This window comes from Sphingomonas sp., assembly GCF_026460985.1.
Lineage (GTDB): Bacteria > Pseudomonadota > Alphaproteobacteria > Sphingomonadales > Sphingomonadaceae > Sphingomonas.
In genome coordinates, this window is record NZ_JAPKNM010000086.1 from 16,808 (window position 1) to 31,915 (window position 15,108).

12 protein-coding genes and 1 tRNA gene are annotated in these 15,108 nt (G+C 66.7%); 5 read left to right on the forward strand and 8 right to left on the reverse strand.

What is annotated here, in order from left to right; all coding sequences use genetic code 11:
* Nucleotides 1–256: 256 nt before the first annotated feature.
* The gene (locus tag MT490_RS14340; RefSeq protein WP_297389021.1) at nucleotides 257–997 is read right to left on the reverse strand and encodes a folate-binding protein; all 741 of its coding nucleotides are present in this window, start codon (nucleotides 995–997) and stop codon (nucleotides 257–259) included.
* Between the two features lie 47 nt (nucleotides 998–1,044).
* Between MT490_RS14340 and MT490_RS14345 the strand changes: the two genes are divergently transcribed.
* Complete coding sequence (locus tag MT490_RS14345) at nucleotides 1,045–2,367, forward strand: dihydroorotase (RefSeq protein WP_297389024.1); 1,323 nt, start codon at nucleotides 1,045–1,047, stop codon at nucleotides 2,365–2,367.
* Between the two features lie 95 nt (nucleotides 2,368–2,462).
* Nucleotides 2,463–3,242 carry an energy transducer TonB gene (locus MT490_RS14350; protein ID WP_297389027.1) on the forward strand — a complete coding sequence of 260 codons (780 nt, stop codon included), beginning with the start codon at nucleotides 2,463–2,465 and terminating at the stop codon, nucleotides 3,240–3,242.
* Between the two features lie 231 nt (nucleotides 3,243–3,473).
* Here MT490_RS14350 and MT490_RS14355 read toward each other — a convergent pair whose 3' ends face one another.
* The 3 genes from MT490_RS14355 to MT490_RS14365 form a co-directional block, all read right to left on the reverse strand.
* Nucleotides 3,474–3,737 carry a DUF1294 domain-containing protein gene (locus MT490_RS14355; protein ID WP_297389030.1) on the reverse strand — a complete coding sequence of 88 codons (264 nt, stop codon included), beginning with the start codon at nucleotides 3,735–3,737 and terminating at the stop codon, nucleotides 3,474–3,476.
* A 34-nt stretch (nucleotides 3,738–3,771) separates the two neighbouring features.
* Nucleotides 3,772–5,751 (reverse strand): PAS domain-containing sensor histidine kinase, encoded by a 1,980-nt coding sequence (locus tag MT490_RS14360; RefSeq protein ID WP_297389034.1) that lies wholly within the window; start codon nucleotides 5,749–5,751, stop codon nucleotides 3,772–3,774.
* Nucleotides 5,752–5,852: 101 nt separating this feature from the next.
* Complete coding sequence (locus MT490_RS14365) at nucleotides 5,853–6,608, reverse strand: EipA family protein (RefSeq protein WP_297389037.1); 756 nt, start codon at nucleotides 6,606–6,608, stop codon at nucleotides 5,853–5,855.
* 160 nt (nucleotides 6,609–6,768) lie between these two features.
* Here MT490_RS14365 and MT490_RS14370 point away from each other — a divergent pair.
* A tRNA-Ser gene (locus MT490_RS14370) sits at nucleotides 6,769–6,861 on the forward strand.
* A 634-nt stretch (nucleotides 6,862–7,495) separates the two neighbouring features.
* Nucleotides 7,496–7,972 carry a DUF4136 domain-containing protein gene (locus tag MT490_RS14375; RefSeq protein ID WP_297389040.1) on the forward strand — a complete coding sequence of 159 codons (477 nt, stop codon included), beginning with the start codon at nucleotides 7,496–7,498 and terminating at the stop codon, nucleotides 7,970–7,972.
* Here the strand turns inward: MT490_RS14375 and MT490_RS14380 are convergent.
* The 4 genes from MT490_RS14380 to MT490_RS14395 all read right to left on the reverse strand — a co-directional run bounded on the left by MT490_RS14380 (nucleotide 7,946) and on the right by MT490_RS14395 (nucleotide 13,402).
* Nucleotides 7,946–10,159, reverse strand: a complete 2,214-nt coding sequence (locus tag MT490_RS14380) for a CHASE2 and HATPase_c domain-containing protein (RefSeq protein ID WP_297389045.1) — start codon at nucleotides 10,157–10,159, stop codon at nucleotides 7,946–7,948. The two genes, MT490_RS14375 and MT490_RS14380, sit on opposite strands and share 27 nt — an antisense overlap.
* 3 nt (nucleotides 10,160–10,162) lie before the next feature.
* Nucleotides 10,163–11,485 (reverse strand): FecR domain-containing protein, encoded by a 1,323-nt coding sequence (locus MT490_RS14385; RefSeq protein ID WP_297389047.1) that lies wholly within the window; start codon nucleotides 11,483–11,485, stop codon nucleotides 10,163–10,165.
* The gene (locus MT490_RS14390) at nucleotides 11,482–12,207 is read right to left on the reverse strand and encodes a response regulator transcription factor (protein ID WP_297389050.1); all 726 of its coding nucleotides are present in this window, start codon (nucleotides 12,205–12,207) and stop codon (nucleotides 11,482–11,484) included. The genes MT490_RS14385 and MT490_RS14390 overlap by 4 nt, the downstream gene beginning before the upstream one ends.
* A 694-nt stretch (nucleotides 12,208–12,901) precedes the next feature.
* Nucleotides 12,902–13,402: a response regulator gene (locus tag MT490_RS14395; protein WP_297389053.1), complete on the reverse strand. Its 501-nt coding sequence runs from the start codon at nucleotides 13,400–13,402 to the stop codon at nucleotides 12,902–12,904.
* Between the two features lie 1,070 nt (nucleotides 13,403–14,472).
* On the opposite strand from MT490_RS14395, the gene MT490_RS14400 reads away from it, so the two are divergent.
* Nucleotides 14,473–15,000 carry a hypothetical protein gene (locus MT490_RS14400; RefSeq protein ID WP_297389056.1) on the forward strand — a complete coding sequence of 176 codons (528 nt, stop codon included), beginning with the start codon at nucleotides 14,473–14,475 and terminating at the stop codon, nucleotides 14,998–15,000.
* Nucleotides 15,001–15,108 lie beyond the last annotated feature (108 nt).

Genomic DNA, 15,108 nt, shown 5'->3' on the forward strand with positions numbered 1-15,108 from the left:
TTAAGCTAGCCCCCGTCACCAGACGGGGGCTGCTTTCGCTTCAAACCGGCATTCGAGACAATCCTATCGACGCCGCGCCCGCTCTCGATAGGATTTAGTTCGCCGGCGTCTATGAGCTCTCGAGCTTCCCGCCGAAAGCGTTCGCTCTGCTCCTTCGGCGACTCCTGGCTTTTCCGTTTCGGCATCAGACCCTCCTACCAGGTTGGGCGTAGGTGAGACGCTTGCCGGAGCGGACCAGGCCCGCCTGCGCGAAGGATCAGGCGGTCGGCGCGTCCTCAAGCGCCGTCGCCAACCATAACGGGACGATCGCGTCCCCCAGCGCCTCCGTCCGCCGCAGCTCCACCATCAGCCCCAATTCCGGATAGGTCGCGCGCGTCCGGTCGCCGGGCTCGGCGAGCGGGGCGACGACGAGGCGGCGGTTGACCTTGGCGCGATAATGCATGCGCGCGGTATTCTCCTGGCCGACATAACAGCCCTTGGTGAAGCTGACGCCGTTCAGCTCGCCGGCGTTGCATTCGAGCCACAGCGTCTTGTCCTGGCCGAGCTCGGCCAGGCCTTCGGTCACGCCCAGGCGCAGGCGGTGCGCCGGCCAGCCGATCGCGGGCACGCCGCCGGCGGGGCCGAGCCAGCGGCGGCCGAGCGCGGCGAGGCGCGGATCGGGGACGCCCTCGGCGCCGTCGGGGGACCAGTGCACGTCGCCCTCCACGGGCTCGATGCTGATCGCGCGGCGCAGGCGATAGAGGGTGAGGCGGCGGGCGAGCGCCTCGCGCCCGGCCGCCTCGCAATCGATCAGGATCGCGTCGCCGTCGTCCCAGAGGATGAAATCGAACAATGCCTTGCCCTGCGGGGTGAGCAGCCCCGCCCATTTCGGCGCGCCGGGGGCCATTTCCGCCATGTCCTGCGTTACCAGCCCCTGGAGGAAGCCGCGCGCGTCTTCGCCCTGCACGCGCAGCAGCGCGCGATCGGGCAGCCATGTTCCGGGACTGGTCTCGCTCATGGCGAACAGGTAGGAGCCGGGCACGCAGGACGGAAGAGGGCGATAGCATGAACGTCGATCTCAGGCTCAAGGGCGGGCGGGTGCATCTGCCCGGCGGACCGGCCGAACTGGACGTGGGCGTCAGCGGCGGCCGCATCGTCGCGATCGGCCACGTCGGCGACGCGGGCGAGACGATCGACTGCACCGGGCTCGACGTGCTGCCCGGCGTGATCGACAGCCAGGTCCATTTCCGCGAGCCCGGGCTCGAGGCGAAGGAGGATCTCGAGAGCGGCAGCCGCGCGGCGGTGCTCGGCGGCGTCACCGCTGTGTTCGAGATGCCCAACACCAAGCCCAATACCGACAGCGCCGAGGCGGTGCACGACAAGCTCGCGCGCGCCAGGGACCGGATGTGGTGCGATCATGCCTTCTATGTCGGCGCGACCGCGGCCAATGCTCCTGAGCTCAAGGAGCTCGAGCGGCTGCCCGGCACGGCGGGCGTCAAGATCTTCATGGGCGCGTCCACGGGCGACCTCCTCGTCGCCGAGGATTCGGAGCTGGCGCGCGTGCTCGCCTCGGGCAAGCGCCGCGTCGCGATCCATGCCGAGGACGAGGCGCGGATGAATGCGCGGCTGGGCGAGCGCATCGCCGGCGATCCCGCCTCGCATCCGGTGTGGCGCGACGACGAGAGCGCGTTGCTCGCCACGCAGCGCATCCTGCGGCTGGCGCGCGAAGCCCGGCGGCGGATCCACGTGCTCCACGTCACCACGCCCGCCGAGCTGGAACTGCTGGGCAGGCACAAGGACATCGCGACCTGCGAAGTGACGCCGCAGCACCTGACGCTGGCGGGCGAGGACGCCTATCCGCGGCTCGGCACCTATGCGCAGATGAACCCGCCGATCCGATCGGGCGCGCATCGCGACGGGCTGTGGCGCTGGCTCAACCAGGGCGTTCCCGACGTGATCGGATCGGACCACGCGCCGCACACGCGCGAGGAGAAGGCGAAGGAATATCCGGCGAGCCCGAGCGGCATGCCGGGCGTGCAGACCCTGCTGCCGCTGATGCTCAACCATGTCGCCGAGGGGCGGCTGACGCTCCAGCGGCTGATCGACATGACCAGCGCCGGGCCGCAGCGCGTGTTCGGCATCGCCGGCAAGGGGCGCATCGCGGTGGGCTATGACGCCGACTTCACGATCGTCGACCTCAAGGCGCGCTGGACGGTGGAGGAGAGCTGGCTCGCGTCGCGGTGCGGCTGGTCGCCCTTCACCGGCATGGCGCTCACCGGCAAGCCGCTGGGCACCATCGTCCGCGGCAACCGCGTGATGTGGGAGGGCCAGCTAGCCAATGCGGCGATCGGCGCGCCGGTGCGGTTCGAAGCGGTGGAGTTCGGCTGAGCCGATCGCGGCGCCGGTGCATCCTTTGACGGCCAGCGCACGTTCATTCGGCCTGTGCTTTCGGGAATCTCCCGACGAGGCCGGCGGCTGCGAGCATGACCTTTGTGCGATCGACGCGAATGGAGCGGGCCCGCGCCGCATTGGGCGCGGCGGCGCTGACCGCGGCGCTCGGCTATGCGCTGGTCGCGGGGCTGGCGCTGGGTAGCGGGGCATCGCCCGGGGAAGCGCTTACTTTGTTCGAAGTCGGGCCCGAGCCACCCCCGCCGCCGCCCGAGAAATTGGTGCCGCACCGCACCAGCAGCCGGCGCGAAGGCGCGGCGTCCCCGCCCAATCTGCGATCCGAGCCGACCGAGATCGTCGCGCCCGAGCCGGTGGTGCCGCTCGCGGTCCCGCCGCCGGTGGTCGCGGCGCCGATCGCCGGGGTGGGGAGCGCGCCGACGGCGGGCAATGCCGATGTGGTGGGCCCCGGAACCGGCGCCGGGGGCGAAGGCGATGGCCGCGGGAGCGGCGGCGAGGGCGACGGCAGCGGCGCCGGCGGGGAGGAGATCCCGCCGCGCTGGGTCCGTGGGCAATTGCGCGATTCGGACTATCCCGACGGCGCCGCCGAAGCGGGGATCGGCGGCACGGTGGGGGTGCGCTACCTCGTCTGGACCGACGGGCGGGTGCGCGAATGCGAGGTCACCCGATCGAGCGGCAGCCGCGAGCTCGACGCGACGACATGCCGCCTGATCGAGGAACGCTTCCGCTTTCGCCCCTCGCGCGACGCGCGCGGGCGGCCGGTGCCGGCGGTGATCGTCGAGAACCATAGTTGGGAGATCCACCGCGAGCCCGCCGAGGCGCCGCCGCCGCGGCCGAGGCGGAGATTTGGGTGGTAGGGGTCGGTCCAAGTTTGCCCAGGGTCCGGATTCAATAAGCCAAACCCGTCATCCCGGAAGTTAGGCTTTCCCGGAAAACCGCCAGGTTTTTCGTCGGAAAGCCTTACTGTCCGGGATCCACCTCTCCACCAGCATCTGCCTCTCGGTGGATCCCGGACAGCTCAATTTTCTTCCCAAATCACAGATTTGGAGAAAATTGGCTTCCGGGATGACGGTAACTGCGGGCGGACCCTAGATCGCGAAGCCGATTGCGGCGCCGATCTGCACCACTGCGATCAGCATCAGCCAAGTCGAGAAGGGTTGCTTGCGCGTCTTGTGGCGGAAGAGATGGCGGGCGGCGAAAGCGCCCGGGCTCCCGCCGATGAGCGCCAGCGCGAGCAGGTCCGCCTCCGGGATCCTGCGCTTTCCCAGCCGCGCGCGTTGCTTGTCGTCATAGAAGCGCAGCATCGTCCAGAGATTGACGATCAGCAGCGCGGGGATCGCATAGACGAGCATTCCCGCAGCGTAGCAGCTACAGCTGAGCGAAACCTTAGCGCCGCTTGCGCTCCGGAAACCGGACCACCTTGCCGCCCGGGCGATGCGCGGCGACGGCCTGGGCGAGGCCGCGCAGGAGCTGGTCCTGGCGGAACGGCTTGGCGAGCCGGGGCAGGTCCGGAGCGGTGTCGGCGGGAAGCTCGGCATAGCCCGAGACGAGCAGCACCGGCAGCCCCGGCCAGCCCGCCTGCGCGGCCTCGGCGAGCTGCGCGCCGTTCATCTCGGGCATCGCGAAATCGGTGACGACCGCGTCGACGCGGCTCTCGCTCAGCAACTGGAGCGCCATCCTGCCCGAGGTCGCCTGGAGCACGCGATGCCCGCCATCCTCGAGCATCGCCGCGGTGTTGGTGAGGACCAGCGCGTCGTCGTCGACCGCGAGCACCACCAGCTGATCGGCCGGCACGACGCGCGTCTCGGCGGTATCGTCCTCGGGCCGTAGCGGCACCGTTCCGTCGGCGACCGGGAGCCAGATGTCGGCGGTGGTGCCCTCGCCCGGGCGGCTGTCGAGCAAGAGCCTGCCGCCGCATTGCTCGGCGAAGCCATGGACCATCGACAGGCCCAGCCCGGTGCCCTTGCCCACGCCCTTGGTGGTGTAGAAGGGCTCGGTGGCGCGCGCGAGCGTCTCGGGGTCCATACCCTGGCCGGTATCCGACAGCGACAGGCAGACATAGGCGCCGGGCTTGAGGCCCTCGCCCGGCCCGACCTGCTCCTCGCGCGCGGCGATGACGATGCGCCCGCCCTCGGGCATCGCGTCGCGGGCATTGACCGCGAGATTGAGCAAGGCGAGCTCGAGCTGGGCGGGATCGGCGTGCACGCGCTGCACGACCAGGGGGAATTGCGTGTCGATCCGCACCCCGCCACCGATCGTCCGCTGGAGGAGATCGGCCATGCCGCGTACCAGGGCGGCGGGATCGACGGTCTCGAGCCTGAGCTCCTGCTTGCGCGCGAAGGCGAGCATGCGCTGGGTCAGCGTCGCGCCGCGCTCGGCCGCCTTCATCGCATTGTCGATGAAGCGGGTGATGTCGCCGCCATCGGCCGCCCGGCGGCGCGCGAGATCCAGGCTCCCGACGATCGCGGCGAGCAGATTGTTGAAATCATGCGCGACGCCGCCGGTCAGCTTGCCGATCGCCTCCATCTTCTGCGCCTGGTAAAAGGCCTCCTGGGCCTGCTCGAGCGCCTGCTGCGACTGGCGCCGCTCGGTCAGGTCGCGCGTGACCTTGGCGAAGCCGATCAGCGCGCCGCTGGCGTCGCGAACCGGATCCACGACCACGCTCGCCCAGAAATGCGTGCCGTCCTTGCGCACGCGCCAGCCCTCGGCCTCGAGCCGGCCCTTGGTGCGCGCATGCTCGAGGGCCGCCTGCGGGATCCCTGCCGCGCGATCCTCGTCGGTATAGAAGCGTGAGAAATGCTGGCCGATGATCTCCTCGGCCGCATAGCCCTTGAACCGCTCGGCGCCGGCGTTCCAGCTCACCACATGGCCGTCCGGGTCGAGCATGTAGATGGCATAGTCGGTCACGCTCTGGACGAGCAGGCGGAAGCGCTCCTCGCTCCGCCGCAGCGCCTCGGCGGCGATGCGGCGTTCGGTGAGGTCGCGCGTGATCTTGGCGAAGCCGAGCAGGACGCCGTCGGGCCGGCGGATCGGATCGATGACTACGCTGGCCCAGAAATGCGTGCCGTCCTTGCGCACGCGCCAGCCCTCGGCCTCGAACCGGCCTTCCTGCTCGGCGGTGCGGAGCGCGTGCGCGGGGATTCCCGCGGCGCGGTCCTCGTCGGTGTAGAAGCGCGAGAAATGCTGGCCGATGATCTCCTCGGCCGCATAGCCCTTGAACCGCTCGGCGCCGGCGTTCCAGCTCGCCACCACGCCCGTGGGATCGAGCATGTAGATCGCATAATCGGTGACGCTCTGGACGAGCAGCTCGAAACGGTTGGTGCCCGGTTCGGCGGAAGCGGCATCGGTCGTGACTGGGGTCGTCATGGGGCTCCCTCGCGGGACCCCATGTGGCCCGACTTGGCGGGCACAACGCGGCTGGCCGGGCCTTTGTTCCTAAGGCGTGGAAAGCGGGGGGATTTTCCGGATCAGAAGGGCAGCCAGCGCTGCTTCTCGCTGAACTTCATATAGCCGGCATTGACCCCCAGCCGCCAGCCGACGCCGAGCCGCACCGGGATCAGCACCACGTCGCCGCGGCGCATATAGCTCGCCGAGAAGCCGCCGACGAAATAGACGCGCCCCTCGCCGGCGGGGAAGCGCTTGTAGAGGTCCTGGCTGTCGTAGAGATTGTAGACGAGCACGAAGACCTTGTTGGCGTCGCCGCCGATGTCGAAGCCGATCGACGGGCCGGTCCAATAGACCTTCCGCTGCCCCTCGACCTTGTGGAACATCTCGCCCGAGCCGTAGCGCAGGCCGACGCCGATCGCGCCGCCCGCCTCGCGCCCGGCGATATAGGCATTGGGCTGGCCCTGGTCCTTGAGGATGTCCTCGATGATCCCGGCCAGGCCCGAGGCGCCCTTGCCGAACACGCCCTCGGCCGCGCCGATCAGATCGTCGCGCTGATAGGTGTTGGTGGCCTGGCTGCGCGCATTGGTGCCCGCGTCGACGGGGGCCACGGGCGCCAAAGCGGGCTGCTGCCCGGCCTGCTGCTCGGCGGGCGGGGCCTCCTGGTACGCGCCCTGGTCCGCGGGCGGCGGCGTTTCCTGCGCCTGCGGCGGCGGCGTCTGCAGGTCCGAATCGATCGCGGTGTTGGGATCGATGGTGGTGATCTGCGCGGAGACGGGGGCCGCCGCGAGCCCGAGCGCGGCCGTCGCCGCCCACAGCATCAAGGTTCGCACGCGCATTCGATCTCCACCCCCGAGGAACTTCCAGCCTCGCACGCTACTTGCCGGCGCCTGACGCTGCAATGAACGGACGACGACGGGAGTCGATTTTGCGTCGAGGCGGTTCTGCCGTTGATCGCTCCAAAGTCCGTCGCTATAGGGCCGGCTTCGAGCCTCTTCCGGAGACGTGGGTGAGTGGCTGAAACCAGCGGTTTGCTAAACCGCCGTACGGGGATTACTCGTACCGAGGGTTCGAATCCCTCCGTCTCCGCCAGGCTCGTGCCTCCCGCCATCTCACATTGTCTCATTTTCCGCAGACTTCTGCGGGTCCTGCGAAGCGATACGCATCTGCGTGTCTCTTGATGCATCGCCAAAGCGCATGCATTATGTGGGAGCGTTGCCATGACAGATGGCTCGACGACGCACGATGTGCCTGCGGGCGGATGCCATCGAGAATATGGCCCTGTAAACTCTTGTAAAAACGCTGAACTTGTTGCTGTAAGAAGGGCTTCATTCGTGTAGCCTCGAATCTTCGTCGAGCCGAAAGCGTCCACTGACTCACTATATGGTCCTGGATCGCCTTGGCGCAGATCGGTGTTGATCATGTCATTGCGTCGATTCGCTAACATTCTCCGGCAACTCGAGCACCCGGAAGGCAACGCGCCGAATCCGGCGCCCCTGATACGCTGGTCTTCCGACATGTCGGTCGACCCGGAGAATCCCGTGGTTCATCGTTCACCGGTTACAGGATCCGGCGAGCCATCGACGGAAAACGGCAGCTCGCGGAAAATCATCGGCTGACACAGCGCCCAATGAGGCAGGGCGATCGAACGCGATGGTCCGCGAAGTTGAGCTGCGAGGCTCGTTTCGCCTATGCGTTGCCAGTTTTCCGCATCGAGGAGAGGCGATTGCGCATCGGACTCATGGCTGTCGCAATTGGCTTCATCCCACTTTCGGCCTGCGCTCCTCCCATCATGGGAAACAGTGGCGCGTTCGCTGCGGGGTCGGCGCTCCGGACGCCCGACTTCGTCATGGCGGGCGATGCTTCGGAAAGCGATCCCAGCCTTCTCCAAGCGCGTGAAGCCGTGCGACAGGAGCTTGCCGGCCATGGATTGCGAGAAAGCGCGGATGCCGCCTATCGCGTCGACGTCGGCCTCGCCACGGCGCCGTTGCCGCTCGAAGTGTCGGCCGGGCGCGGGGTCGTGAGTGCCGGCGCGTCGACCGGAATAGCGCTGTGCCGACGTAGGCAATATGTTCTGTCGGTCGCGATGATCGACCGCAACGATGGACGTATCGTGTTCCGCACCGGCGCGACGGCGCGCCGCTGCGCGAAGGCGGCCACCAAAACAATCCCGCAGCTAGCTCGAAGCGCGCTCGGACGATGAGGAGGGATCGAGCGCAGGCAATCGTAAAGTGAAACGCGCGCCGCCCGATTTCGCAGGGCTGTAGAGCAGGAAGCCGCCGTGACGTTCGGCCACCGCGCGCGCGTAGCTCAGCCCCAGACCGGCGCCAGCAATGGTTCCCGGCCCTCCATTGTCCACCGCCCCGAAACGCCCAAAAAGCCGCGTAAGACGTTCCGGCGGGATTCCCGGTCCCCTATCCTCGATCGAGAGCGCATACCAGCGGCGGCCCTGGTCGATGGTCTCCTCGACGCGGCAGCGTATCTCTGCGTCAGCAGGACTGAACTTGACCGCATTATCAAGAAGATTGAGCAACGCACGGGTCAGGGCCTGACGCTCCCCCATGATGCAGCACGACTCGCCGATCTCCGGCGCGACGACGCGCACCCTCTTTCGCGCGGCATGCGGCCAGACCGCATCGCCTGCCTCGGCCAGCGAATCGCGGAGGTCGGTCTCCTCGGGGTCGAAGTCGGTGCCTCGCAGGCGCGCAAGCTGGACGAAATCGTCCGCCAGACGCAGCGTGCGCCAGGCATGCCCGGCGAGCCGCGCGGCCAGGTCAGCCGGCACCGACCTGCCGATCTCGCTCTCCAGAAGGGAAATGATAGCGGCTTGAGGTGAGCGCATGTCGTGGCTGAGGAACTCGATCGCCTCCTCACGATCGCGTTCGGCTGCACGGATCGCGCTGATCTCCACGAGCAGCACGATCCAGCCTCGCTGCTCGCGCAGGGCACCCGTGAGCGGGGTCGTCCGCGGGGAGAAGCTGCGACCGTCGGGCAGAATGAGATCTTCCTGCGCCGGTTCCTGAAGCAATCCGGCAATTGTCGAGGGATCGAGGCCGCCATCGATCAGCGACTGCGCCCGGCGATTCGCCAGCAGCATCTCGCCCGAAAGCGTCGTGACGATCAGCGGATCGGAAACCCCTTCGATCGTGTCGGAGACGAATTGCTTGATGTCGCGCAGCCGGGCGATCGACGTGCTGAGCGCGAGCGCGCTGTGTCCGGCCGGATCGAGCCCGGCGCGCGCAGTCGTCAGCGGGACGCCGCTCTCGCTCGCGAAGCGGAACAGTTCGTCGGACATCGCGCGATGGATGGCGTGCAGTCGCCGCCAGCCCCAGAGCGGATAGACGATCAGCAATGCGAGCAGTGCCGATACCGGCGGCACCCAGATCCCTGCGAGGATCAGGAGCAATGCCGGCAGCGCCGCCGTGATCCCGAATATCGCCAGGGAGGCAAGCAGTGCCCGCGACGGGCGGAGCCGGAGGAAGAGGAGCAGCAGCGCGAGGCCGGGGAGAGCAGCGAAGAGCAGGCGCCAGCCCAGGGGTGCGACTTGCACGAACCGGTCGGCGAGCAATGCGTTGAGCAGGTTGGCCTGCACTTCCACGCCGGGAAGGCTGCCCGCGCCCGCGACGAAGTGGCGGTCGCCCAGGCCGCCTGCGGTGGCGCCGACGAGTATGATATGGCCGCGAAGGAATTCCTCGGGCACCTCCCCGGAAAGCACATCCTTGAACGCCACCGTCCGGAAGGACCCCGGAGGCGCATAGGGGATCAGCACGCGGAAGTCGCCACGCTCCGCCGCACGGCGGAAGGCGGGGGAAGCGGCGCCCGTCGAGCGCCGGAATATCTGCTCGGCGAGGTGCGGCCACAGCCGACCGGGTTGCTCGATCGCGAGCAGCGCGGCGCGTGCGCTGCCGTCGGGCTCATGCGGGAGCGCCACGTGACCGAGCGCCGCGGCGGTAGCGCGCAGCGGAGGGATCGGCGGCACCACGTCGAAGGCGTTGCCGTTCGCGCCGGGAGCGTCGATCAGCAGCGGCAGCGCGACCGAAGAGCGGCGCATCGCCGCGGCGAGCAGCGCGTCCTCACGCGCGCTGCGCCCATTCTCGGTGAAGATCACGTCATAGGCGATGGCGGCCGGGCGCGCGGCGGCGATTCGCTCGATGGCCCGGGCATGGACGTCGCGGCCCCAAGGCCACCGACCGATCGCGGCGATGCTCGTGTCATCGATCGCCACGATCAGGATTCGAGGCGAAGGCGCCGCCGCTCGGAGAGGGACCAATCCGTCATAGATGGCGTTGTCGAGCCGCGACGTCGCGCCCACGACCGCCAGGCCGCAGGAGACGGCGAGCGCCAGGAGGGCGATCGCGCACCATTCGAACAGCAGCCGCCGCTGGATCAACGGCTAGGGGCCAGATCGGTGGGCGGAGGCGTCGGCGATGGTCAGCTTCTCCGGATCGGTCCAGGTCTCGACGCTTTCCCCCGAATCGATCTGCAAGAGGCCGACCCGCCAATGATAGATGCCCGGGGCCAGGTTGCGCAGCGTTACGGAATCTTCCTGCAAGCCGACCTGATCCACGATCGGGCGTGCACCGACGGCTCCGGGCATGAGCTGGAAGCGATAGCGACGCGCGCCGCCGCCGGCCCCGGTCCAACGGAACCGATACCCGTCGTCTTCGGCTTTGACCGAGGCCCGGATGGATGCGAGGCGACGCGTGAAGCTGTAGGCCTGCGCAAGCCCTTCGAGACCGCTGGGAGCGATCGCGGAGAGGCGGACGAACTGGTTGCCATTGGGGATATCGGCAATGGCGAACGATCCGTCGGCGGAAATCTGCTCGGCCAGATTCTCGACGAAGCCGGCGTCGCTCGCGATGACGGCGCGATACCGCGCGGCGCCCGGTACGGCACGGACGCGGAATTCCGCATTGTCATGGGTCTGCAGCTGCCCCGGATTGTCCAGGTCCGGCGCCGGAAGCAGCTTTTCGGTGCGCGTGGCGCCCGTGCCGTCGATCGTGGCGCCGATGCCCGGTTCGAGCCGAAGCGGCGGCTGGCTGTCCTCCGCATCGGAGAGGGCCACCGTGCCTCCAAGCACTTCGGTGGCGGCGGTGGTCGCGTCCGGCGTGAAGGCCACGCGGAACTCGGTTCCACGCACCGCGGTCATGCTGACCGGCGTTTCGATGCGATATCGGCCGGAGGGCTCGTCGAGCGGCGTCACCTTGGTCTCGAGACGGCCATTCTGGACCTCGAGGCGATAGTCCACGGCACCCGTCAGGAGAATGCGCCTGAGCTGCCGGACACGAACGCGCGTCTGGGAGGGGAGCACGATCTGCGACCGGTCGGCGAGGATCAAGGTCACGAAGCTGTTGGCGCCGGTGGCCAGCTGCGTGCCCTCGATCACCGGCATGCCGACCGTCGGCGAAACCGGGCGCCCGCTGATCGCAACGCGCACGTTTCCGCGATAGCTCGCGAGCCTCGCCGGCTCGACGGTGTAGCGCAGCCAGTCGCGGGGAATGACGAGCCGGCGCCCTGTGGGCAATCGCCGCGGATCGCGGATGCCGGCCAGCTTCAGCAGGGATCGCCAGGTCCGTTCCTCGACGAGGAAGCTGCGGCTCATCCGGTCCAGCGTGTCACCGCGCCGCACCGTGTAGACGATCGTTTCGACGGACTTCCGCCCGGGCTGGATCGGTGAGGCTTGCGGAATGGCATGCAATGCCATCGCAAGGATCATTCCTGCCCCTCCGCCCCGAAGCGCTCCATGCGGTAGCCATAGCCGGAGATCGCGACGACGCGATAGCCATTCTCCGGCGTGAGATTCAATTTGGTGCGGATGCGCGAGACGTGCATGTCCAGCGTGCGCGTGGGAAGATCGCCGGAGCTCTGCCAGATCGTCTCGAGGAGATAGCCGCGCGAGAGGGCGCGATGCATGTTCTCGAACAGCATGAGCGCGAGATGAAACTCCTTGGCGCTGAGCGAGACTTCCTCCTCTCCGACACGGACATGCTCCGTGAGCCGGTCGAAGGTGTAGTTGCCGAAATGCAGCAGGCGCTGCTGGGCGGCCATGGGCATGGCGCGCCGCAATACGGCTTCGACCCGCGCGACGATCACCGCCGCGCTCTCGGGCTTCACCACATAATCGTCGGCGCCGGCATGAAGCGCCGCGGCGACGTCGTCCTTGTCGGACCGGCTCGTCAGCATGATGATGGCGGTGGAGCGCGAAACCGCCTCGCGGATCGAGCGCAGCAATTCCATCCCCGAACTGTCCGGAAGGTTCCAATCGAGGAGGATGAGATCGAAGGTCTCGCGCCGAAGCGCGGCGAGGAGCGCGGCCCCTGTCCGAAAGCCGGAACAGCCGTGACCCGCCACGCCGAGAGGCGCGCAGACGAACTCGATCACGCTCTCGTCGTCGTCGACTACCGCGATCCGCACCTTGGCGCCTCGTTTCTGCGCCACTCCATCAGGCGCGCACCGTTGCGGTCGTGGTGGTCATGCCGCTCTCTGAATGATCGCCATTGGCCTCGGTCTCCGTTCGCCATCGGAACTCGGATTCCTTTCACGGACGGCCCGTCCCATCCGGTATGAGCCTCGGTTCCGGACAATTCGCACTGGAGACATGACCCATCTCTACGCCGCAGGTCCTCATTTGAGGTCCCGATCGATCATCTTCAGCAGGCGCTGCTAGCAAAGGCGCCTGCACCGGGACAATCTCGGCGTATGTAAACAGTTGTAACGGCACCGCAACTGGGCGTATTTCTCGCTCAAGTTTGTAATGTTTCTCCGCAATCCAAAATAAGTATGCCTATGATGTTTGGATGTTTTGGTCGAGGACAGTGAAGAACATTATATAATTAGTCCATTACATCATTTTGTAATACCGAATGTATAACATATAATATACTTCAATTTGCACTATCGGGAAAAGTACAACGAATCGCGGAGAGCATCGAGAGGCGATGAAGTGCCGTTCATCCTCGGCGCGAAACCGGTTTCTCAGGGTCGCGGACAGGACAAGGGCACGAGCGCATCGGCCTTGGGCATGTCGATGGGGCGAAAGCGGGTGGTTCGGTTGGCGGAAGACAAGCCGCCTGTTTGGCACTGAAGTTCGAGGAGCTCCCGGATAAAGATCCCTACATGGCCGGCGACATGGTTAAGGCGTCGTGCATTCCCAGGAATGCTCCGAGCGCTTTGCCGGAAGGGCCTGGACATCTGTCACGGAGCCCTCCTTCACCTCGCAGTCGATGCGCGCCCGCGGCTCTCCGAAGATCATGTCCAGGAGATCCCTCACGCGCGCATATCGGAACGGTTTGGCAAGAAACGGGACTTCGCCTTCCAGGGATGCCACGACCTGTTCCTCGCGAAGGCCGCCAGAGGCGAGAATCACGCCCAGGCCCGGTCGATTCAACATCACCCATCGGGCAAGGTCCGCACCGCTCAAGGCGCCTGGCATCTGAACGTCCGAAAAGACGCAACCGATTCGACGGTCGGCTGCGAGTATTCGCACCGCTTGGTCGGCGGTCCCGGCCTCCACCACGGCATAGCCGTCGGCGCGCAGGCAATGGGCCAGTTGAAGACGGATGCGGAGATCGTCCTCGACAACGAGGACCGTCCGCCGTTCATCGGCGATGCCTGAAGACGATTGCGCGTGCATTGCGCAGATCTAACGCCGAACCCGAGTCGCGCGGAGTAAACAGTCGTAAAATACCGAGCGGTGCGAATTCATCAGTCCCGCGAGATGCTCCGGACAAAGCGCAGCGTGGCGTGCCCAGGATTGCGGAACGGAGAAATCGAGCTGCTGCACGTTCGGTCCGAGATGGGCCGGGCGCTTGCCGGCAGCCGCAATTGAGCGGCCATGAATTGTTATCGAAACCAGATTGTAACATTCTGTAAAATCTGTCGTTTATTCTTCCATTCCTTGGCCTGATATGACATCGGCGCCTCTGTAGTTGCGGGGGCGCCAGTGAATAGTGCCAGGCATTGCAGACGGCGAAACGCACCGCGATGCTGCTGGCGGCGTTTCGAGAACCGCCCGATCGGGTGGGCTCGTCCGCACCCCATGATGGCCGGCGCCTGTCCGCCCTACGTCCATATTGGCCGGCGCTCCTTCCCAGGTGGCTCAGCCGCTTGGGGCAGCGACCCAATCTTCAAGCGCAAGCATGGGAACCGAGCGAGGCGGGAGCTGACCTGCTCCGGCGGTTTTGGTTCGTCGAGCGGGATCGACGCGAACCATTGCCGTTCCTGCTCGCCCTGTGCCCACGCGGCCGTTGCCGCGCCGCCGAGCGGGGCGATCCGAACAAGAAGAGGGGAAATGGTTTTGGCAGGCCCATAGGATAGCTGGCTGCAAGCTTGCGCTCGGAAAGCGTCAGGACGGGGCAGCCAATTTCATAATCGAGCAAATGCTCTCCCATCGGAAATCGCATCGATGGGAATGATTGAATTCGCGTCTGAAGTATATCTGGCCAATACGCTACAGTATTTGGTCAAACGCAGCGCATTTGTATATTTATGATAATTCCAATTTTACGTGGAATTTTATCATATTATTCGCAGAATTAACGAATTTTTAACTTTTTCTTCCTATCTAACGTCCGGGAATGGGACAATTCGTGCCTCTCTAGGGTGCGGACCGTGTCGACAAACTGGTAGGAGGTGCTCGTGTCTCAGAAGACAGGATATGAATCGGCCGGGGAAAGCGCGCCGGTGCGGCGTCCGAAGCGCCACTTGACCGCCTTCGCGGCAATGGCCGGTATCGCATTTGCCTGTGGCGCGGGGGTTTCAGCACTTGCCCAGCAGGCTGCGCCGCCTCCGGCCAACCTTTTCCAGGACCAGGCCGGCAAGCTCGGCGCGCGGAAATGCGCCAGCCTCTACGCGGCGCTCGGTCGAGGCATGACCCAGGGCGCGGCCTATACCCTCAAGACCGAGACCAGCAAGGAAGCGCCCGACGCCCATATCGTGCAGGGCGTCGTCGGGATGGCCTACAACCTGCCCGATCTCAAGGGGCCGGCCGGCGGCATCGTGCTCGCGACGCCGATGCCGAAGGGATGCGAAGGCTATATGATCCGCGTCGCTCCGTTCCAGAAGCCCTGCGCCGAGGTCCTGCGCCTGTTGCCCGCGGGGAGCGTGGAGGAACAGAGGCTCTCCGGCGTCCCGCAATATCGGCTCGGCGGAAATCAGGGGCAGGCGCTCGTGATTCCGAACGGCTCCACCTGCGTGGTGGTGACCCTGGCCGGGATGGCCCAGCCCGGGTGAAGCCCGCGACGGGCGGGCGCTGAACTTTCCGCGAGCCGGACGGCGCCCGTCCCCAAAATTACCGTGCCCGATGGCCGATCCGCACATGGCTTGCTGCGGAGGGGTCCG

Excerpts from the sequence above, each read along its gene's own strand:
- MT490_RS14360 (WP_297389034.1), bottom strand. The coding sequence starts at position 5,751 with ATGACGACCCCAGTCACGACCGATGCCGCTTCCGCCGAACCGGGCACC.
- MT490_RS14345 (WP_297389024.1), top strand. The coding sequence starts at position 1,045 with ATGAACGTCGATCTCAGGCTCAAGGGCGGGCGGGTGCATCTGCCCGGC.
- MT490_RS14350 (WP_297389027.1), top strand. The coding sequence starts at position 2,463 with ATGACCTTTGTGCGATCGACGCGAATGGAGCGGGCCCGCGCCGCATTG.
- MT490_RS14395 (WP_297389053.1), bottom strand. The coding sequence starts at position 13,402 with ATGCACGCGCAATCGTCTTCAGGCATCGCCGATGAACGGCGGACGGTC.
- MT490_RS14355 (WP_297389030.1), bottom strand. The coding sequence starts at position 3,737 with ATGCTCGTCTATGCGATCCCCGCGCTGCTGATCGTCAATCTCTGGACG.
- MT490_RS14340 (WP_297389021.1), bottom strand. The coding sequence starts at position 997 with ATGAGCGAGACCAGTCCCGGAACATGGCTGCCCGATCGCGCGCTGCTG.
- MT490_RS14365 (WP_297389037.1), bottom strand. The coding sequence starts at position 6,608 with ATGCGCGTGCGAACCTTGATGCTGTGGGCGGCGACGGCCGCGCTCGGG.
- MT490_RS14385 (WP_297389047.1), bottom strand. The coding sequence starts at position 11,485 with ATGATCCTTGCGATGGCATTGCATGCCATTCCGCAAGCCTCACCGATC.